Genomic DNA, 18,560 nt, shown 5'->3' with positions numbered 1-18,560 from the left:
GGGTGTGTCCTCGATCGAAGCGAAGGGGCGCCGCGGGTCAGCGCGGCTTGGGCACGTTGACGCTGCCGCGCACGCCGCTGTGGTTGACGTCGCCGCTGCCGACCCGCTGCACGCTGAGGTTGCCGCCGACGCCGCTGACCTCCAGGTCGCCGGAGCCGATCGACTGCAGCGCCACGTTGCCGGTCACGTCGCGCAGCTGCGCATCGCCGGAGCCGATGCTGCCGATCTGCACGGCGCCGCGCACGCCGTGCACGGTCAGGTCGCCGGAGCCGACGGTGCCGATCTTGACGTCGCCGCCGACCTGGCTGGCCTTGGCGTCGCCCGAGCCCAGCGACGGCAGGCTGAGGCTGCCGATGTCGCGCAGATCGATGTCGCCCGAGCCCACCGTAGCGCTGACCGCGCCGCGCACGCCGTGCACGTGCAGGTCGCCGGAGCCGACCGCGGCGTCGAGCGCGGCCACGCCGCCGATGTCGGCGTCGCCGGAGCCCAATCGCAGTTGCACCGGCAGGTTGCTCGGCACGCTGCCGGCGACGTCCAGGTAGGCGTAGCGGTTGCCCAGGCTGATGCCGCGCAGCGTGCCCTCGTGCTCCAGGGTCACGGTCAAGGTGTCGCCGTCGCGGCGCTGGCGCAGGGTCAGCTGCTTGAGCATGTCCGCGTCGGAGGCGCAGGCGCGGCCGCGCAGTTCGAACGCGCTGCCGCCGGCGCCGGTCAGCTTGAGGTTGTTCTGCTGCGCGTCGAACACCACGCGCTTGACGCCTGCCAGGTCCAGTTTCAGGTTGCGCGGCTCGGAATGCTTGCAGTCGTCGGCCAGGGCCAGGCCCGGCACCAGCAGCAGCGCACACAGCGCGAAGGTCTTGCGCATCATCGGGAACTCCTTGCAGAAAGAGGGAATGGTGAGGGCGTCGCGTGGATCAGGCTTCGTCGCGCCAGCGGCGCAGGTAGATTGCCGCGACGATGAAGGCCACGCCGATCGCCGCGCCGATCCAGATGTCGGCGCTCTGGAAGATGCGCCAGGCGTCGCTGAGCTGGATCGCGTTGGCCAGGTCCTGCGGGCCGTCGATCTGCGCCGGCGGCGCGGTCTCGCTGAGCACCGGCAGCCAGGTGCCCGGCAGCATGCTCAGCAGGCCGCGGTAGACCACCGTGTACCAGACCAGTTTGTGGTTCACGTGCAGCATCGGCAGGATGGCCATCATGCTCGCCATCACGCAGCCCAGGATCGGCAGCAGCACCGCCCACAGGAACGGCTTGGTACGGGCCCAGGCCGAGCAGAACATCAGCCAGCCGATGGTCGGCAACGCCCACATCACGTAGATCGGCACGTTGGACAGCACCCCGCCGATGATGCGCAGCGGATGCGAATGGGTGAACACCGCGCTGCTCTGGGTGATGCCGTTGACCGAGACGGTCAGTGCGGTGACCACCCACAGGGCCACGCCGATCAGCAGGCCGACGCCGATCGCCACGATCGGCGCCAGCAGCAGCGCCCAGACCGCCTTGGACAGCACCGTGCTCACGTCCGACACCGGCAGCGACTTCCAGAACAGCACGCTGCGGTCGCGGCGGTCGTCGTACAGCGAGCCCAGCGCGTAGAAGAACACCACGAAGCCGAGCACGATGCAGGCCAGGACCACGCCGGCGAGCATGGTGCCGTCGCCGACCGCGCCGACGATCTCGTGCAGCTTCTCCGGCCCGCCGTCGACGTTGATGCCGTTGCTGTCGTTGCCGCCGCCGGCGATGGTGCCGATCAGCGCCAGCACCGCGTACAGCACGGTGATCACCGCGCCGGCGATGACCGGCGCCCACAGGAAACCGCCGCGGTGTTCCCAGAATTCACGCTTGAGCAGCCACTTGAAGGTGGACAGCGGCGAGATGGACTTGGCGGGTGCGTTCATGCGTAGGTCCCCTTCATGATGGCGACGAACAGGTCGGCCAGGCCGGGATTGCGGGTTTCGCCCAAGGCCGCCAGCTGCGCCTGCGGCACGCCGTCGTACAGGAACACGGTCTTGCCGAACGGCAGGCCGCGCTCGTCGATCGGCTGCAGCGCGCGCGCCGCGTCGATGCGCTCGGCCGGCACCAGCAGTTCGGTGTAGCGGGTCGCCATGTGCTCCATGTCGGCGCTGAGCACGATGCGGCCGTCGCGGATGAACAGCACGTCGGTGAGGATGTGCTCGATCTCCTCGACCTGGTGGGTGGTGATGATGATGGTCTTCTGTTCGTCGAAGTAGTCTTCCAGCAGGCGCTGGTAGAACTCCTTGCGGTACAGGATGTCCAGGCCCAGAGTCGGTTCGTCGAGCACCAGCAGGCGCGCGTCGATGGCCATCACCAGCGCCAGGTGCAGCTGCACGATCATGCCCTTGGACATCTCGCGCACGCGCAGCTTGGGCGTGAGCTTGGTATTGGCCAGGAAGCGCTCGCACTTGGCGCGGTCGAAGCGCGGGTGCACCCCGGCGACGAAGTCGATCGCCTCGCGCACCCGCATCCAGCGCGGCAGCACCGCCACGTCGGCGATGAAGCACACGTCGTTCATCAGCGCGTCGCGCTGCTTGCGCGGGTCCATGCCCAGCACCCGCAGCTCGCCCTCGACCGAGGTCAGGCCGAGCAATGCCTTCAGCGCGGTGGTCTTGCCGGCGCCGTTGGGGCCGATCAGGCCGACGATGCGGCCCGGCGCGATCGCGAAGGAGGCATCGGCCAGCGCCGGCTTGTGGTTATAGGTCTTGCGCAGCGAGCGCGCGGAGACGACGGATTCGGATGCGGCGACAGCGGCAGTCATGGTGTTTTCCCCGGTGGCAACAAGTCTTCCAGTGTCAGGCCCAGGCGCTGGATCCGTTCCAGCACCAGTGGCCACTCTTCGTTGAGGAAGCGGTCGCGCTCGCTGCCGCGCAGCTTCTTGGCCGCTTCCTCGGTCATGAACATGCCCAGCCCGCGGCGTTTCTCGACCAGGGCCTCGTCGGCCAGTTCCTGGTAGGCGCGCGAGACGGTGATCGGGTTGAGCTGGTATTCGGCGGCGACCTGGCGCACCGAGGGCAGCGCGTCGCCGGGCTTGATGATGCCGTCCAGCATCATCGCGATCACGCGATCCTTCAGCTGGCGGTAGATCGGAGCGCCATCGCTCCATTGGATATCGCTCATGGTCAGCTCCGTGGGCGCAGCGTGTGCGCGAAGGAGAAATAGGGCATCGACAGCGATGCACGCATCCGCCGCACCGGCGCGGCCGTGGCGGGAGGGGCGTGGCTGTGTTCCTGCGGCTCGCTGGCGCCATAATCGGGCGACCGTCCCTGGCTGCGCTGGGCGCCGACCCAACTCACCGAGAGCAGGGCGCCGACGATGACCAGGGCCGGAAGGCTGCGCTGCATGCGTTGGAGGTTCATCGTGTCCCCTGCTCTGGATGAGTGGTGTTGTATTTAACTATAACACCGTCACACGTCATGTCAACACGATGACCGACCCAACTCATGGCCTACCGCCTGCACGTTCCCCTTCCTACTTCCGGTGCCCCGATGAAACTGTCCAAACGTTTGTTTTTCCTCGCGATCCTGGCCGCTGCCGGCACCGTCGGCAGCGCCTTGGCGGCCTCGCTGCTGGACCTGGACTACCGTCCGCTGGCCGGCAAGGATAAGGTGAACCTGAACAAGACCTACGGCGGCAAGGTGCTGCTGGTGGTCAATACCGCCAGCAAGTGCGGCTTCACCCCGCAGTACGACGGCCTGGAACAGCTGCAGCAGCGCTATGCCGCGCAGGGCTTCAGCGTGCTCGGTTTTCCGTCCAACGACTTCAAGGGCCAGGAGCCTGGATCGGAGAAGCAGATCCAGGAATTCTGCACGCTGACCTACGGGGTCAAGTTCCCGATGTTCGAGAAGGTGCATGTGCTCGGCGCCGAGGCGACGCCGCTGTACAAACAGTTGACCCAGGCCACCGGCGTGGCGCCGGGCTGGAACTTCCACAAGTATCTGATCGCGCGCGATGGACGCGTGGTCGCGCAGTTTCCCAGCAAGGTCGCGCCGGACGATGCGGCCTTGCGCGCGGCCATCGAACGCGAACTGAAAGCGCAGCCGGCATCACATTGAAACCGGGTCGATATCCTTGCCGCGCATGCGACAATGCGGCCTCTGCGCCATCGCGGCGCCTCTAGTTCACTTCCAGGAAAGTAGCGAATGAAGATGGGAATGCGTGGCGCCGCGGCGTCGCTGTTGATGGGGATGGCGGTGGTGGCGGGCAGTGCGTTCGCGCAGGCGCCGACGGCACCGGCTGCGGCCAAGCCGGCGGCACTGACCAGCGAGAAGCAGAAGATCAGCTATGCGATCGGCATGGACGTGGCGCGCTCGTTCGAGCCCATCGCCCAGGACATCGACCTGGCGGCCATGCAGCGCGCGATCGAGAACGCGTTCAAGGGCGGCAAGCCGCTGCTGTCCGACGAGCAGACCCAGGCCACCGACACCGCGTTGCGCACCCAGCTGGCCGCGCGCAGCGGCCAGCCGCTGCCGGGCATGGCGCCGGGCAGCCAGCCGCCGCCGGTATCCAAGCAGAACGTGGGCCTGATGCTCGGCGATCGCGCGGTCGGCCCGTCGCTGGCGCGGATCCAGAACGACATCGATCTGCCCACGCTGCTGGGCGCGGTGCGCACCGTGTTCGCCAAGGGCGAGACCGCGCTAACCCAGGAGCAGGCGGCCGCCATGCTGCAGGCCTTCGGCGCCTCCAAGCAGGCCGCCTCCGCCACCGAGAACCGCGAGAAGGGCAACGCCTTCCTGGCCCAGAACAAGACCCAGAAGGGCGTGGTCACCACGCCGTCAGGTTTGCAGTACATGGTGTTGCGCCAGGGCAGCGGCGAGCGGCCGATGCCGACCAGCAAGGTGCGGGTGAACTACGAAGGCAAGCTGCTTAGCGGCGAAGTGTTCGACAGCTCGTACAAGACCGGCCAGCCGGCCGAGTTCTCGCTCAGCCAGGTGGTGCCGGGCTGGAGCGAAGGCGTGGCGTTGATGCCGGTCGGTTCCAAATACCGTTTCTGGATTCCGTCGAATCTGGGCTATGGCCCGCAGGGCACGCCGGGCGGCCCGATCGGCCCGGATTCCATGCTGACGTTCGACGTGGAACTGTTGGGCATCCTTCAATAACCGATAGGAGATTACATGCGCGTAGCGATATTCGGCACCGGCTATGTCGGGCTTGTCACCGGAACCTGTCTGGCCGAGGTCGGCCATCACGTGGTGTGCGTGGACATCGACCAAGCCAAAGTGGATGGGCTCAACAAGGGCGTAGTCCCGATCTACGAGCCTGGCCTCTCGCCGATGGTCAAGGCCAATCACGCCGCACGGAGGCTGTTCTTCACCACCGACGCGGCCAGCGCCATCGCGCATGGAGATATCGTGTTCATCGCCGTCGGCACGCCGCCGGACGAGGACGGTAGCGCCGATCTGCAGTACGTGCTGGCGGTGGCCCGCACCATCGGCCAGCACATCCAGGGGCCGACCGTGGTGGTCAACAAGTCGACGGTACCGGTCGGGACCGCCGACAAGGTGCGCGCGGCGATCGCCGCCGAGCTGGACAAGCGCGGCGAGACGATCGAGTTCGACGTGGTGTCCAATCCGGAATTCCTGAAGGAAGGCGACGCGGTCGCCGACTGCATGCGCCCGGACCGCATCGTGATCGGCAGCAGCAAGCCGGGCACCGCCGCGCGCCTGCGCCGCCTGTACGCGCCGTTCAACCGCAACCACGACCGCATCGTGGAGATGGACGTGCGTTCGGCCGAGCTGACCAAGTACGCGGCCAACGCGATGCTGGCGACCAAGATCAGTTTCATGAACGAGATCGCCAACATCGCCGAGCGGGTCGGCGCCGACGTGGAGAAGGTGCGCCAGGGCATCGGCTCGGATCCGCGCATCGGCTGGCACTTCATCTACCCGGGCGCCGGCTACGGCGGCTCGTGCTTCCCCAAGGACGTGCAGGCGCTGGCGCGCACCGCGCAGCAGTACGGCCACGAGGCCAAGCTGCTGGACGCGGTGGAAGCGGTCAACGAGGCGCAGAAGGGCCATCTGTACGAGCTGATCCAGCGCCACTACCGCGGCCAGAGCGTGGCCGGCAAGACCTTCGCGGTGTGGGGCCTGGCGTTCAAGCCCAATACCGACGACATGCGCGCCGCGTCCAGCCGCCGCCTGCTGGCGCAGCTGTGGGAGGCCGGGGCCAAGGTGCGTGCCTACGATCCGGAGGCGACCGAGGAAGCCAAGCGCATCTTCGGCGAACGCGACGACCTGAGCTTCTGCGAGGACGCCTTCGCTGCGCTGGAAGGCGCCGATGCATTGGTCGTGGTCACCGAGTGGAAGCAGTTCCGCAGCCCGGATTTCACCCGGATGAAGGAACTGCTCGGCGACGCGGTGGTGTTCGACGGGCGCAATCTCTACGATCCGCCGGAAATCGAGACCTTCGGCCTGGCTTACTATGGCATCGGCCGCGGGCGTTCGATCAGTGAAGCATGACTTCTCCACCCAGGATCGATTGCTGGAGAACCGGTTGATCGAGCTGGAGACGCGCCTGTCCTTCCAGGAACAGGCGCTGTCCGAAGTGAGCGATGCGTTGGCCGAGGCGCGTGCCGAAAGCCAGCGCAACGCCGTGCTGCTGCGCCACCTGCTGGAAGACCTGGGCAAGGTGCGCAGCACGCTGTATGCCGATCCCGCCGACGAACCGCCCCCTCCGCATTACTGATGCACGAACCGATCCGATCCTGACACGATGAGCGATACCCTCCGCGACCAGCTGCTCGGCCTGGGCTTCAAGCCTGTGCCGAAACCCGAACGCCCAGAGCGCAACGCCACGCCCGCGCAGCCCTCGCGAGGGCGGCCCGGCCAGCATCCGGCGCACGGCCACAAGCCGGCGGGCGCGCGTGGCGAACGTCCGCACGCCGCCGGCAAGCCCGGTGGCGCGCGCGCGCATGACGGCGTCGGCCGTCCGCGTGGCGACGGCGCCGGTCGTGCACATGCGGCCGGCGACGGGCGTGGCCGTCCGCAGCAGGGTACGGGCAGGCCGCAAGGCGCACCTGGTCAGCAACCGGCGCGGCCGCACGGCGCGCGGCCGCCGCGCACACGCGAGGACATCGATCTGGCCAAGGCCTATGCGATCCGTGCGCAGCGCGAGAAGGACGAACGCATCGAGGCCGAGCGGCTGAAGCAGGAACAGGCCAGGCTGCGCCGCGAAGCGCGGGCCAAGCTCGACGAACTGCTCAAGGACCAGGCGCTGAACCACGCCGAGGCCGACATCGCCCGCCATTTCCCCTATGGCGGCAAGATCAAGCGCATCTACGTCACCGCCGACCAGCTCAAGGCGCTCAACGCCGGCGAGCTGGGCGTGCTGCAGCAGAACGGGCGCTACCTGCTGGTGACGGCGGCGCTGCTCGACCAGGCCGAGGCGATCTTCCCGGCGTCGGTGGCGCTGCGGGTGGATCCGAACGCCAGCGCCGAGGAAGATCCCTACGCCGATCCCAAGTACCAGATCCCCGACGACCTGATCTGGTAAGCGCCATGGGTCCAGGGACGGAGACGGCAGGCTCCGCGCAGCTGCGCTCCGCGCCGTCCGCGCACGCGGCGGGCGGCTATCTGCCCTACATCGACGGGCTGCGCGCGATCGCGGTGGCGGCGGTGATCGCCTATCACCTCGATCCGGCCTGGCTGCCGGGCGGGTTCACCGGCGTCGATGTGTTCTTCGTGATCTCCGGCTTCGTGGTCAGCGCCTCGCTGCAGCGCTTGCCGGCGGCCGGCAGTTGGGGCGTGTTCGCGCAGTTCTACGCACGCCGCATGCGCCGCATCGCGCCGGCGCTGGTGGCCTGCCTGTTGGCGACCGGCGTGGCCAGCGGCCTGTTCATCCCCGAGTCCTGGCTGAGCGAGACCAGCGCCAAGACCGGACGCATGGCCTTCGTCGGCCTCAGCAACTGGGTGCTGGCGGCCACCGGCAACGATTATTTCTCGCCGAAGGCCGAGTTCAATCCGTATACGCACACCTGGTCGCTGGGCGTGGAGGAGCAGTTCTACCTGCTGTTCCCGTTGCTGTTCCTGGCCTGGAACCGCGGCGGCCGCGGGCGCGTGTGGTCGGCGCTGCTGGTGGCGCTGGCGTCGGTCGCGTCGCTGGGCTACGCGTGGCTGCGCAGCCGCGGCGGCGGCGAGGCCGGCGATGCGTTCTACCTGACCACCGCGCGCTTCTGGCAGCTGGGCAGCGGCGTGCTGCTGTACCAGGCGCTGGCGCTCGGCGGGCGCTTCGATGGCGCCGTGGCGGCGGCGCCGCGGGCGGCCTGGAGCTGGCGTTCGCCGTTGCTGGCGCTGGCCCTGGCCGCGGTCGGCTACGGGCTGTGGCGCGCGCGTCCGGGGCATTCGCCATGGCCCGACGGCCTGTGGCCGGTGCTGGGCACGCTGGGCCTGCTGGGATTGCTGCACGGCGCGCCCGCCGGCTGGACCAAGCGTGCGCTGTCGCAGCGTGCGGTGGTGGCGATCGGCCGCGTCTCCTATTCGCTGTACCTGTGGCATTGGCCGGTGTTCGTGCTGTTCCGCTGGACCGTGGGCCTGGAATCGGCGCTGGCCAAAGTGTCGGCGCTGGCGCTGGTGGTGGCGCTGGCGCTGGCGTCGTACCGCTGGGTGGAACGGCCGTGGCGCAGCGGCCGCATCGGCAGGACGCGCACCCCGGCGCGGACCATCGCCGCCGGGCTGGGGCTGGTCGTGCTGGCCGCCGGCGTGCATGCGCTGCTGCTGGACACGCAGCGCTACTACTCGCTGAGCACGGTGAGCCGGCATCCGCTGGACTGGTACGCCTACGCCAAGGATCTGCGCAAGGATTTCCCGCGCTGCACGCTGAAGACCGGGCGGGTGGACGTGCAGGTCGGCAGCGCCAAGCTGTTCGAGCGCGGCGATTGCGACCTGCGCAACCGCGATGGCGGACAACTGTTCGTCGCCGGCGATTCGCATGCGCTGGCCTACAACGAACTGCTGCGCCGGTTCGCGCTGCAAAGCGGGGTCGCGGTCCGCCTGTACGGCGTCGGCGGCTGCCCGATCGTCGGCCTGCAGGCCTGGCAGGCGACGCATGCCGGGTGCCAGGCCTACGAGCGCAGCACCCTGGACGATGTCGCCGCGCATGCGCGCGCCGGCGACGTGCTGTTCCTGCCCGCGCTGCGGCTGCTGCGCCTGGCCGAGCAGACCGAACTGTTCGACGAGGCGGCGGTGATGGCCGAGCAGGGCGGTGCGCCGGCGCAGGCGGTACGCGCCGCTGGCGAGGACGCGGCGGTCGCGCTGCTGCAGCCGTTGGCGCAGCGCGGCGTGCGCATCGTGTTCGAGGCGCCGAAGCCGCTGCTGCGCGCGCCGCCGTACCGCTGCTCGGACTGGTTCAACCGCGGCAACGCGATCTGCGCGCGCGGCACCCAGATCCCGCGCGCGACGATGGAAAGCTACCGTGCGCCGGTGCTGCAGAGCCTGCAGCGGATCGCCGCGCGGCTGCCGCATGCGTCGGTCTGGGATCCGTTGCCGGAGCTGTGCGAGCCCACCCGCTGCGCCGGCATGCGCGACGGCCGCCCGCTGTTCTTCGATGCCGACCATCTCAGCGGCTATGGCAACCGCGTGCTGCTGCCGGGCTTCACCGCGCACTTCAAGGCGGTGCAGGCCGAAGCGGGGGCGACGCCGTAACGGCGGCGTCGCGCAATGGACCGGGAGGGCATGACCACCGACAATTCTGCGATGACGCCACGTGCGAACGTTCGCGCCCATGGTGGCTGCGCGACGCGCGGTCCGGATGTCCGTAGCGGGAGCAGCGCCGGCCTTGTCGCAAGACGCACTGGCTTCCTGTTTATGCGCGGCGTGCTGGTCCTGGGCGCGCTGGGCGCATCGGGCGCCGCCTGCGCCGCCGACGCGCCGGCTTTCGACCGCCCCGGGATCGGCTTCGCCTCGCAGACCCTGCCGGCCGGCGGCGTGGCATGGGAGCAGGCCGTGTCGGATGTGACCTACGATCGCAGCGGTGGCGTGCACAGCACCGAATACGTGGCCGACAGCCGGCTGCGGATCGGCATGAGCGCGCAGGCGGAACTGCAGGTGGCCATCGACAGCCAGGTCTGGCAGCGCGTGCGCGGCGCCGGCCAGGACCTGCGCGGGCATGGCGGCGGCGATGCCAGTGTCGGCCTGAAATGGGCGCTGCCGAGCACGCGCGATAGGTTTTCCTGGGCGGTGCTCGGCACCGCCGCTGTGCCGGTGGGGCGCGCGCCTTACGGCGACGACGGGCATCGTTACGATCTCGGCGTCAGCGCCGGCTGGGACTTGGACGGCGGACGCAATGTCGCGCTGTACGCCAACCTCAGCGACAGCGACGAAGGCCACGGCTGGACGGTGTCGCCGAGCTATACGTTCTACGCACAGGGCAACCTCAGCGCCTATGCCGAAGCCGGCATCGGCGGCGGCGAGGACGAGATGCGCGCGCTCGGCACCGGACTGACCTGGTTGCTCGCCGGGCGCGTGCAACTGGACCTGTCGGTGCTGCGCGGCCTGTCCGCGCCATCCTCGGATTGGCAGGGCGGTCTCGGCGTGTCGGTGTTGCTGCGCTGAGCGTCGGTTTTAGCCCTTCTCCCATCGGGAGAGGGGTTGGGGTGAGGGTACGGCCCAGGCGCATTGGTAGGCGAGGCACTGCGCAGCGGTCGCACCCTCATCCGCCCCTTCGGGGCACCTTCCCCCGAAAAGGGGCCATGGTCCCGGAGGGAGAAGGGAGGCGCTCGGCAGGAATGGCGCTGCCATGCTTAGCCCCTCTCCCATCGGGAGAGGGGTTGGGGTGAGGGTGCGGCCCAGGCGCATTGGTGGGCGTGGCGCTGCGTAGCGGTCGCACCCTCATCCGCCCCTTCGGGGCACCTTCCCCCGAAAAGGGGGCCATGGCCCCGGAGGGAGAAGGATTCGCTTCGGTTGTCCAGGTCCGAGGCTGGCCCGCGCTCGCTCTGCAGCAGTGGCGCACTCCTGCCGACGCGCGCTCACTCGCGCGCGGGCATGCCGTCGCCGGGCGGCAGGATCTCCGGGACGTGCTGGTCGTACTGCGCCAGCACCTCCTCGAACCCGTAGCGCGGTCGCCAGTCCAGCGCCTGCATCGCCCGCTGCGCCGAATAGACGCGGTCGATCCGCGTCGGCAGCCGCCAGCGCCGCTGACGGAAGGCCTCGACCAGCAGCGGCGCGCGTCGCTCCAGCAGCGCCTGCGGTTCGCGATGCAGCGCCTGGCAGTCCTCGCGCAGGAACGGTGTGGCGCCGGAGACGACGAAGGTCGCCTCGGCCGGTCCGGCATGGACCAGCGCCGCGGCATGCGCGTCGGCCACGTCGCGCGCATCGATGCCGCGATGCAGGCGGAACACCGCCATCAGATTGGCCGGTTCCGGAAAGCAGCGCGACATGCGCAGGATGCGCACGCTCGGCCCGCCCTGGGCGGCGGCCTCGCGCAGCAGGGCTTCGGCTTCCAGCTTGGTGTGGTGGTAGATGGTCTGCGGCTGCGGCGGCAGCGTTTCGTCGACCCAGGCCGCGGTGTCGCCGGGGTTGGCCGCGCTACCGTAGAGCGCGGTGGTGCTGGTGAAGACGATGCGGCGCACGCCGGCGGCGGCGGCCGCATCCAGCACGCGGCGGGTGCCGTCGACATTGACCTGGCGGAATCTCGCAGCCGGCACATGCGGCACGTGCGGCGCATGCAGCGCCGCCGTATGGATCACCGCGTCCGCGCCCTGCAGCGCGCGCGCCAGCAGCGCGCCATCGTCCAGGTCGCCGACCCAGGCGCTGGTGGAGGAGGGCGCGCTGTCGAAGCCGGCGACGCGGTGCTGCCGCGACAGACGGACATGGATCGCGCGGCCGATGCGGCCGCTGCTGCCGGTGACCACGATGTTCATGCGTGCCGCTCCGATGTCATGCTGCGAACCGCGCCGGCTGCTGCGCTGCCGGGCCGACGCTGCCGCTGCGCGGCGCGCGTCCGGCACGGCTCATTCCGGGTCGTAGTCCAGGTTCGAGGCCAGCCAGCGTTCGGCCTGCAGCAGCGGCACGCCCTTGCGCCGCGCGTAGTCGGCGACCTGCTCCTTGGTCAACCGCCCGACCACGAAATACTGGCTCTGCGGATGGCTGAAGTAGTAGCCAGACACCGCCGCGGTGGGCAGCATCGCGAAGCTCTCGGTCAGCGACATGCCGGCGTTGCGTTCGGCATCGAGCAGCGCGAACAGGGTCTTCTTCTCGCTGTGCTCGGGGCATGCCGGATAGCCGGGGGCAGGGCGGATGCCGCGGTACTTCTCGGCGATCAGCGCATCGTTGTCCAGCGCCTCGTCCTGCGCATAGCCCCAGAATTCCCTGCGCACGCGCTGATGCAGGCGCTCGGCCAGCGCCTCGGCCAGGCGGTCGGCCAGCGCCTTGAGCAGGATCGCGTTGTAGTCGTCGTGCGCGGCCTCGAACCGCGCCACGTGCGGCTCGATGCCGATGCCGGCGGTGACCGCGAACGCGCCGATCCAGTCCTGCTTGCCGCTGTCCCTGGGCGCGATGAAATCGGCCAGGCAGAAATCGGGGCGCTCGATGGGTTTGTCGACTTGTTGGCGCAGGAAGTGCAGGAGATGTCGGGACTCGGGACTCGGGACTCGGGACTCGGCAGATGCATCCGCTGTGGGCGCGGCCGAGGAGGCAAGCGCTTCCGAGTCCCGAGTCCCGAGTCCCGAGTCCCGCCCCAGCACCACTTCCACATCGTCGCCCACCGCATTCGCCGGCCACAGCCCGAACACCGCCTTGGCGGTCAGCCATTTCTCGCCGACGATGCGCTTGAGCATCGCGCGCGCGTCGCGGTACAGCTCGCTGGCCTGGCTGCCGACGACCGCGTCGCTGAGGATCGCCGGGAACTTGCCGGCCAGTTCCCAGGCCTGGAAGAACGGGGTCCAGTCGATCAGCGGCAGCAGTTCCTCGAGCGGGTAGTCGTCGAACACGTGCAGGCCGGGCTGGCGCGGCGCCGGCGGGGTGTACGCGTCCCAGCCGCCGTCGAAGCGCTGCGCGCGCGCCTTCTCCAGCGACACCAGGCGCTTGGCGTCGCCGCGGTTCTTGTGGCGCTGGCGGATCTCGGCGTAGTCGGCGTCGTTGGCGGCGACGAACGCGGCGCGCAGGTCCTTGGAGATCAGCGACTGGGCCACGCCGACCGCGCGCGAGGCGTCCTTGACCCACACCGTCGGCGCGCCGTAATGCGGGTCGATCTTCAACGCGGTGTGCGCGCGCGAGGTGGTGGCGCCGCCGATCAGCAGCGGCATCGAGAAGCCCTGCCGCTGCATCTCGCGAGCGACGTGGCTCATCTCTTCCAGCGACGGGGTGATCAACCCGGACAGGCCGATGATGTCGGCGTTCTCGGCGCGGGCGCGGTCGAGGATGGTCTGGGTCGGCACCATCACGCCGAGGTCGATCACGTCGAAGTTGTTGCAGGCCAGGACCACGCCGACGATGTTCTTGCCGATGTCGTGCACGTCGCCCTTGACCGTGGCCATGACGATCTTGCCGTTGGACTTGCCGGTGTCGCCGGTGCGCAGCTTTTCCGCCTCGATGTACGGCAGCAGGTAGGCCACCGCCTTCTTCATCACCCGCGCCGACTTCACCACCTGCGGCAGGAACATCTTGCCGGCGCCGAACAGGTCGCCGACCACGTTCATGCCGTCCATCAGCGGGCCTTCGATCACGTCCAGCGGACGCGTGGACTGCTGCCGCGCTTCCTCGGTGTCCAGTTCCACGTAGGCGTCCACGCCGTGCACCAGCGCATGCGCCAGCCGCGCGCGCACCGGTTTTTCGCGCCAGGCCAAGTCCTCGACGCTGCTCTGGCCCTTCTTGCCCTTGTAGCGCTCGGCGATCTCCAGCAGGCGCTCGGTGCCGTCGCGGCGGCGGTTGAGGATCACGTCCTCCACGCGCTCGCGCAGATCCGGGTCCAGGTCGTCGTAGATCGGCATGCCGCCGGCGTTGACGATGCCCATGTCCATGCCCGCGGCGATCGCGTGGTACAGGAACACCGAGTGGATCGCCTGGCGCACGGTCTCGTTGCCGCGGAACGAGAATGACACGTTGGACACGCCGCCGGACACGTGGCAGTGCGGCAGGGTCTTGCGGATGATGCGGGTGGCTTCGATGAAGTCGACCGCGTAGTTGTCGTGTTCCTCGATGCCGGTGGCCACGGCGAAGATGTTCGGATCGAAGATGATGTCTTCCGGCGGGAAACCGACCTGTTCGGTCAGCACCCGGTAGGCGCGGGTGCAGATCTCGACCTTGCGCGCGCAGGTGTCGGCCTGGCCCTGCTCGTCGAACGCCATCACCACCGCGGCGGCGCCGTAGCGCAGCACCTTGCGCGCGTGCTCGACGAACACCGCTTCGCCTTCCTTCAGCGAGATCGAGTTGACCACGCTCTTGCCCTGCAGGCACTTCAGCCCGGCCTCGATCACGCTCCACTTGGAGGAGTCGACCATGATCGGGATGCGCGCGATGTCCGGCTCGGACATGATCAGGTTGAGAAAGCGGGTCATCGCCTTCTCCGAATCGATCAGGCCCTCGTCCATGTTGACGTCGAGGATCTGCGCGCCGCTGGCGACCTGCTGGCGCGCCACCTCCACCGCTTCCTCGTAGCGCTCTTCCTTGACCAGCTTGCGGAACTGCGCGCTGCCGGTGACGTTGGTGCGTTCGCCGACGTTGACGAACAGCAGGTCCGGGGTGAGCAGCAGCGGCTCCAGGCCGGACAGGCGGGTAATGCGGACGGACATGGGCTCAGCCTTCCAGAATCGTTGCCGTGGATGCGCGCGCGCGATCGGCGCGTGCATTGCGCTGCGCGTGCAGCGCGACTGCCTGGCGTGGCAGTGGATGCGTGGTCGTCATCGTCAGGCGGCCTGCGCCTGCGCCGCCAGCGGCACGCGCGGACGCAACCCGCGCACCGCCTCGGCGATCGCCTGGATGTGCGCCGGGGTGGTGCCGCAGCAGCCGCCGACCAGGTTCAGCAGCCCGGATTCGGCGAACTCCTTCAGCGTCGCGGCCATTTCCTCCGGGGTCTCGTCGTACTCGCCGAAGGCGTTGGGCAGGCCGGCATTGGGATGCGCGCTGACGTAGCCGTCCGCGATCCGCGCCAAGGTCTCCACGTGCGGGCGCAGGTCGCTGGCGCCGAGCGCGCAGTTCAGCCCCACCGACAGCGGCCGGCCGTGCGCGACCGAGGCGTAGAACGCTTCGGCGGTCTGCCCGGACAGGGTGCGCCCGGAGGCGTCGGTGATGGTGCCGGAGATCATCACCGGCAGGCGCCCGCCGCGCGCGTCGAACACTTCCTCGATCGCGTACAGCGCCGCCTTGGCGTTGAGCGTGTCGAAGATGGTCTCCACCATCAGCGTGTCGGCGCCGCCGTCGATCAAGCCCTCGACCGCCTCGCGGTAGGTGCCGCGCAATTCGTCGAAGCTGGTGTTGCGGAAGCCCGGATCGTTGACGTCGGGACTGATCGAGGCGGTGCGGCTGGTCGGGCCGAGCACGCCGATGACGAAGCGCGGCTTGTCCGGGGTGAGCGCCTCGACCGCGTCGCAGCAGTCGCGCGCGACCCGTGCGCCGGCCTTGTTGAGTTCGTAGACCAGGTGCTCCAGGTGGTAGTCGGCCTGGCTCACCGAGGTGGCGTTGAAGGTGTTGGTCTCCAGCAGGTCGGCGCCGGCGTCGAGGTAGGCGCGGTGGATGCCGGCGATCACCTCTGGCCGCGACAGCAGCAGCAGGTCGTTGTTGCCCTTCAGGTCGTGGCCCTGCGGCGCGTGGTCGCAGCCGGGGCCGTGCACGTGCGCGCTGTCGTAACCGGCGGCGAAGCGCTCGCCGCGGTAGTCGGCCTCCTGCAGGTCGTGGCGCTGGATCATGGTGCCCATCGCACCGTCGATGATCAGGATCCGTTCGGACAGGGCCTGCAGGAGTTGCTGCGTGCGCTGGGGGTGGAGCCAGGGGGCCGGGACCGGGGACCGGGGACCGGGGACCGGGGCAGCGATGTCTGTGCTCATGTTTTTGCTCCTGTTTTTGCCTGCCCGGGTCCCTGGTCCCCGGTCCCCGGTCCCGCCGACTTCACCGCAATCAACGAAATCACCTCGAAATGCGGCGGCCGCTTCTCGCGGGTCACGGTTTCCAGGCTGGAGACGTCCAGGCCGGCCTTGTCCACGAACTTGCGCAGCTCCTTGGAGGCGAAGCCCAGGTTGACGTGGCCGTAGGCCTGCACCGCGGCCTTGTGTTCGTGGCGGGCGAGGCTGCACAGCAGCAGGCGCCCGCCGGGGCGCAGCACCCGCGCCGATTCCGCTACCGCCTGCGCCGGCTTGGCCGCGTAGGTCAGCGCATGCATCATCACCACCAGGTCGAAGCTGGCGTCGGCGAACGGCAGCGCGTGCATGTCGCCTTCGCGCACTTCCACGTTGCCCAGCCGGCGCAGGCGTTCGCTGGCCGCGGCCACCACCCGCGCGCTGGTGTCGATGCACACGTAGCGGCGCGCGTGCGGGGCGACCAGTTCGGCCAGCACGCCGTCGCCGGAAGCGATATCGAGCACGTCGCCGGTTTCCAGCAGCGGCAGCGCGGTGCGCGCCAGCGCTTCCCAGGTGCGCCCGGGCGAATAGTGGCGTTCCATGTCGCCGGCCACCGAATCGGCCCAGTTCTGGTCGGCGGCGCGGTTGGCCAGCACCGCGGCCACGCGCTCGGCGTCCTGGCGCAGCAGCGGGTCGTCGCTGCCGGTGCTCAGCGCCAGCCACAGCGCGCGCTGCGCCGGGTCCAGTTGCGCCTCGTCGAAGCGGTAGTAGGCAGACACGCCGGCGCGGCGGTCGCGCACCAGCCCGGCTTCCTTGAGCTTGGCCAGGTGGGTGGAGACGCGCGGCTGCGCCAGCCGGGTGATCGCCGACAGTTCGGCCACGGTCAACTCTTCCTGCTCCAGCAGCGCCAGCAGGCGCACGCGGGTGGCATCGGCGAACACCTTGAGCCGGGTCGACCAGTCCTCCAGATCCATTAATATCTTCCCATCGCGATATAGAGATATTCTGGTCCCGCGGGCGCACCGGGTCAAGTCGTGCACACGCCTGCGTATGGTCTGGGTGGCTACAATGGCGCACCAGACAGCCCGGGAGGGGTTCTACGTGGATTTCAGCTTTACTGAAGAACAATTGATGATCCAGGACGTGGCGCGACGCATCGCCCAGGAACGGATCGCCCCGAGCGCCGAGCATCACGACCGCACCGGCGAATTCCCGCTGGAGAACATCCGCCTGCTCGGCGAGAACGGGCTGATGGGCATCGAGGTGCCGGAGGAATACGGCGGCGCCGGCATGGACCCGATCTCCTACGTGCTGGCGATGGTCGAGATCGCCGCCGGCGACGCCGCCCATTCCACCATCATGTCGGTCAACAACTCGCTGTTCTGCGCCGGCATCCTGAAGAACGGCAACGAAGCGCAGAAGCAGACCTACGTGCGCGCGATCGCCGACGGCAGCCAGATCGGCGCGTTCGCGCTGACCGAGCCGCAGTCCGGCTCCGACGCCACCGCAATGCGCTGCCGGGCGGTCCGCCAGGACGACGGCAGCTTCGTGATCAACGGCAAGAAGAGCTGGATCACCTCCGGCCCGGTCGCCAAGTACATCGTGCTGTTCGCGGTCACCGATCCGGAGCAGGGCTCGCGCGGGATCACCGCGTTCGTGGTGGATACCGACAAGCCCGGCTTCCACCGCGGCAAGACCGAGCCCAAGCTGGGCATCCGCGCCTCGGCCACCTGCGAGATCGAGTTCCAGGATTATGTAGCGTCCCCGGACGAGGTCCTGGGCTCGCCGGGCGAGGGCTTCAAGATCGCGATGAGCGTGCTCGACGCCGGCCGCATCGGCATCGCCTCGCAGGCCATCGGCATCGCCCGCGCCGCCTACCAGGCCACCCTGGACTACGTGAAGGAGCGCAAGGCGTTCGGCTCGCCGATCGGCGCGTTCCAGATGACCCAGGCCAAGATCGCCGACATGAAGTGCAAGCTCGACGCGTCGCTGCTGCTGACGCTGCGTGCGGCATGGGTGAAGGGGCAGGGCCAGCGCTTCACCACCGAGGCCTCGGTGGCCAAGCTGACCGCCTCGGAAGCGGCGATGTGGATCACCCACCAGGCGGTGCAGATCCACGGCGGCATGGGCTATTCGAAGGAAATGCCGCTGGAGCGCTACTTCCGCGATGCCAAGATCACCGAGATCTACGAAGGCACCAGCGAGATCCAGCGATTGGTGATCGCCCGTAACGAGACCGGTCTGCGCTGAGGCCTGACCGCGCTCCAGCTCCGCCGCTTGAGCGGCGGCGCTGGAACGCTCAACCGCGGTGCCAAGATCACCGAGATCTACGAAGGCACCAGCGAGATCCAGCGATTGGTGATCGCCCGTAACGAGACCGGGCTGCGCTGAGGCCTGACCGCGCTCCAGCTCCGCCGCTTGAGCGGCGGCGCTGGAACGCTCAACCGCGATGCCAAGATCACAGAGATCTACAAGGGCACGTCTGAAATCCAGCGGTTGGTGATTGCGCGGAACGAGACCGGGCTGCGTTAAGAGCCCGGGAATAGGGAATAGGGAATAGCCGGCACTG

Annotated in this window: 19 protein-coding genes; 10 read left to right on the top strand and 9 right to left on the bottom strand. The window is 69.0% G+C overall.

Translation table 11 applies throughout. The features are described from left to right. Window positions 1–37: 37 nt before the first annotated feature. From J2Y70_RS17070 to J2Y70_RS17050, 5 genes are read right to left on the bottom strand one after another with little or no spacing between them, the layout of a single operon-like run. Window positions 38–862: a hypothetical protein gene (locus J2Y70_RS17070; protein ID WP_309920455.1), complete on the bottom strand. Its 825-nt coding sequence runs from the start codon at window positions 860–862 to the stop codon at window positions 38–40. Between the two features lie 49 nt (window positions 863–911). Next, window positions 912–1,892: an ABC transporter permease gene (locus J2Y70_RS17065; RefSeq protein ID WP_263394756.1), complete on the bottom strand. Its 981-nt coding sequence runs from the start codon at window positions 1,890–1,892 to the stop codon at window positions 912–914. Continuing rightward, window positions 1,889–2,770: an ABC transporter ATP-binding protein gene (locus J2Y70_RS17060; protein ID WP_309920152.1), complete on the bottom strand. Its 882-nt coding sequence runs from the start codon at window positions 2,768–2,770 to the stop codon at window positions 1,889–1,891. Before J2Y70_RS17060 ends, J2Y70_RS17065 begins: the two co-directional genes overlap by 4 nt. After that, a complete protein-coding gene (locus J2Y70_RS17055) occupies window positions 2,767–3,129 on the bottom strand; it encodes a GntR family transcriptional regulator (protein ID WP_046980357.1) in 363 nt (120 codons plus the stop codon). Before J2Y70_RS17055 ends, J2Y70_RS17060 begins: the two co-directional genes overlap by 4 nt. Before the next feature lie 2 nt (window positions 3,130–3,131). Continuing rightward, window positions 3,132–3,368, bottom strand: coding sequence for a hypothetical protein (locus tag J2Y70_RS17050; RefSeq protein WP_309920144.1), 237 nt, complete (start codon window positions 3,366–3,368; stop codon window positions 3,132–3,134). A gap of 129 nt (window positions 3,369–3,497) precedes the next feature. On the opposite strand from J2Y70_RS17050, the gene J2Y70_RS17045 reads away from it, so the two are divergent. From J2Y70_RS17045 to J2Y70_RS17015, 7 genes are all read left to right on the top strand, one after another. Then, complete coding sequence (locus J2Y70_RS17045) at window positions 3,498–4,064, top strand: glutathione peroxidase (RefSeq protein WP_309920141.1); 567 nt, start codon at window positions 3,498–3,500, stop codon at window positions 4,062–4,064. A gap of 87 nt (window positions 4,065–4,151) precedes the next feature. Next, window positions 4,152–5,108: an FKBP-type peptidyl-prolyl cis-trans isomerase gene (locus J2Y70_RS17040; protein WP_309920138.1), complete on the top strand. Its 957-nt coding sequence runs from the start codon at window positions 4,152–4,154 to the stop codon at window positions 5,106–5,108. 15 nt (window positions 5,109–5,123) lie between these two features. Beyond that, window positions 5,124–6,467 (top strand): UDP-glucose/GDP-mannose dehydrogenase family protein, encoded by a 1,344-nt coding sequence (locus J2Y70_RS17035; RefSeq protein ID WP_309920135.1) that lies wholly within the window; start codon window positions 5,124–5,126, stop codon window positions 6,465–6,467. Next, on the top strand, window positions 6,457–6,693 hold the full coding sequence (locus J2Y70_RS17030) for a SlyX family protein (RefSeq protein WP_263394750.1): 237 nt from the start codon (window positions 6,457–6,459) through the stop codon (window positions 6,691–6,693). Before J2Y70_RS17035 ends, J2Y70_RS17030 begins: the two co-directional genes overlap by 11 nt. A gap of 27 nt (window positions 6,694–6,720) precedes the next feature. Continuing rightward, a complete protein-coding gene (locus J2Y70_RS17025) occupies window positions 6,721–7,500 on the top strand; it encodes a DUF2058 family protein (RefSeq protein WP_309920129.1) in 780 nt (259 codons plus the stop codon). Window positions 7,501–7,505: 5 nt separating this feature from the next. Then, complete coding sequence (locus tag J2Y70_RS17020; RefSeq protein ID WP_309920124.1) at window positions 7,506–9,647, top strand: acyltransferase family protein; 2,142 nt, start codon at window positions 7,506–7,508, stop codon at window positions 9,645–9,647. A 162-nt stretch (window positions 9,648–9,809) separates the two neighbouring features. Beyond that, a complete protein-coding gene (locus J2Y70_RS17015) occupies window positions 9,810–10,556 on the top strand; it encodes a transporter (RefSeq protein WP_309920121.1) in 747 nt (248 codons plus the stop codon). A gap of 413 nt (window positions 10,557–10,969) precedes the next feature. Here J2Y70_RS17015 and J2Y70_RS17010 read toward each other — a convergent pair whose 3' ends face one another. The 4 genes from J2Y70_RS17010 to J2Y70_RS16995 form a co-directional block, all read right to left on the bottom strand. Then, window positions 10,970–11,863 (bottom strand): NAD(P)-dependent oxidoreductase, encoded by an 894-nt coding sequence (locus J2Y70_RS17010; RefSeq protein WP_309920118.1) that lies wholly within the window; start codon window positions 11,861–11,863, stop codon window positions 10,970–10,972. A gap of 90 nt (window positions 11,864–11,953) precedes the next feature. Beyond that, window positions 11,954–14,731: a methionine synthase gene (metH, locus tag J2Y70_RS17005; protein WP_309920115.1), complete on the bottom strand. Its 2,778-nt coding sequence runs from the start codon at window positions 14,729–14,731 to the stop codon at window positions 11,954–11,956. A gap of 114 nt (window positions 14,732–14,845) precedes the next feature. After that, the gene (locus J2Y70_RS17000) at window positions 14,846–15,982 is read right to left on the bottom strand and encodes a homocysteine S-methyltransferase family protein (protein ID WP_309920110.1); all 1,137 of its coding nucleotides are present in this window, start codon (window positions 15,980–15,982) and stop codon (window positions 14,846–14,848) included. Next, entirely contained in the window at window positions 15,979–16,965 is a 987-nt protein-coding gene (locus tag J2Y70_RS16995; protein WP_263394743.1) for a metalloregulator ArsR/SmtB family transcription factor, read from the bottom strand. Before J2Y70_RS16995 ends, J2Y70_RS17000 begins: the two co-directional genes overlap by 4 nt. A 94-nt stretch (window positions 16,966–17,059) precedes the next feature. Between J2Y70_RS16995 and J2Y70_RS16990 the strand changes: the two genes are divergently transcribed. Genes J2Y70_RS16990 through J2Y70_RS22270 form a run of 3 tightly spaced genes read left to right on the top strand, consistent with a single transcriptional unit; the run spans window position 17,060 to window position 18,523 of the window. Beyond that, window positions 17,060–18,241: an acyl-CoA dehydrogenase family protein gene (locus J2Y70_RS16990; RefSeq protein WP_309920106.1), complete on the top strand. Its 1,182-nt coding sequence runs from the start codon at window positions 17,060–17,062 to the stop codon at window positions 18,239–18,241. A gap of 27 nt (window positions 18,242–18,268) precedes the next feature. After that, a complete protein-coding gene (locus tag J2Y70_RS16985; protein ID WP_309920104.1) occupies window positions 18,269–18,382 on the top strand; it encodes an acyl-CoA dehydrogenase family protein in 114 nt (37 codons plus the stop codon). 27 nt (window positions 18,383–18,409) lie between these two features. Further along, window positions 18,410–18,523 carry an acyl-CoA dehydrogenase family protein gene (locus J2Y70_RS22270; protein WP_369011105.1) on the top strand — a complete coding sequence of 38 codons (114 nt, stop codon included), beginning with the start codon at window positions 18,410–18,412 and terminating at the stop codon, window positions 18,521–18,523. The last annotated feature ends 37 nt before the right edge of the window (window positions 18,524–18,560 follow it).

Source organism: Xanthomonas sp. 1678 (assembly GCF_031455575.1).
GTDB lineage: Bacteria > Pseudomonadota > Gammaproteobacteria > Xanthomonadales > Xanthomonadaceae > Xanthomonas_A.
This window is presented reverse-complemented; position numbering and strand designations above follow the sequence as displayed.

Excerpts from the sequence above, each read along its gene's own strand:
- J2Y70_RS17015 (WP_309920121.1), top strand. The coding sequence starts at position 9,810 with ATGCGCGGCGTGCTGGTCCTGGGCGCGCTGGGCGCATCGGGCGCCGCC.
- J2Y70_RS17065 (WP_263394756.1), bottom strand. The coding sequence starts at position 1,892 with ATGAACGCACCCGCCAAGTCCATCTCGCCGCTGTCCACCTTCAAGTGG.
- J2Y70_RS17045 (WP_309920141.1), top strand. The coding sequence starts at position 3,498 with ATGAAACTGTCCAAACGTTTGTTTTTCCTCGCGATCCTGGCCGCTGCC.
- J2Y70_RS17050 (WP_309920144.1), bottom strand. The coding sequence starts at position 3,368 with ATGAACCTCCAACGCATGCAGCGCAGCCTTCCGGCCCTGGTCATCGTC.
- metH (WP_309920115.1), bottom strand. The coding sequence starts at position 14,731 with ATGTCCGTCCGCATTACCCGCCTGTCCGGCCTGGAGCCGCTGCTGCTC.
- J2Y70_RS17025 (WP_309920129.1), top strand. The coding sequence starts at position 6,721 with ATGAGCGATACCCTCCGCGACCAGCTGCTCGGCCTGGGCTTCAAGCCT.
- J2Y70_RS16990 (WP_309920106.1), top strand. The coding sequence starts at position 17,060 with ATGGCGCACCAGACAGCCCGGGAGGGGTTCTACGTGGATTTCAGCTTT.
- J2Y70_RS17070 (WP_309920455.1), bottom strand. The coding sequence starts at position 862 with ATGCGCAAGACCTTCGCGCTGTGTGCGCTGCTGCTGGTGCCGGGCCTG.
- J2Y70_RS16995 (WP_263394743.1), bottom strand. The coding sequence starts at position 16,965 with ATGGATCTGGAGGACTGGTCGACCCGGCTCAAGGTGTTCGCCGATGCC.
- J2Y70_RS17010 (WP_309920118.1), bottom strand. The coding sequence starts at position 11,863 with ATGAACATCGTGGTCACCGGCAGCAGCGGCCGCATCGGCCGCGCGATC.
- J2Y70_RS17040 (WP_309920138.1), top strand. The coding sequence starts at position 4,152 with ATGAAGATGGGAATGCGTGGCGCCGCGGCGTCGCTGTTGATGGGGATG.
- J2Y70_RS17055 (WP_046980357.1), bottom strand. The coding sequence starts at position 3,129 with ATGAGCGATATCCAATGGAGCGATGGCGCTCCGATCTACCGCCAGCTG.
- J2Y70_RS17060 (WP_309920152.1), bottom strand. The coding sequence starts at position 2,770 with ATGACTGCCGCTGTCGCCGCATCCGAATCCGTCGTCTCCGCGCGCTCG.
- J2Y70_RS17020 (WP_309920124.1), top strand. The coding sequence starts at position 7,506 with ATGGGTCCAGGGACGGAGACGGCAGGCTCCGCGCAGCTGCGCTCCGCG.
- J2Y70_RS17035 (WP_309920135.1), top strand. The coding sequence starts at position 5,124 with ATGCGCGTAGCGATATTCGGCACCGGCTATGTCGGGCTTGTCACCGGA.
- J2Y70_RS17000 (WP_309920110.1), bottom strand. The coding sequence starts at position 15,982 with ATGAGCACAGACATCGCTGCCCCGGTCCCCGGTCCCCGGTCCCCGGTC.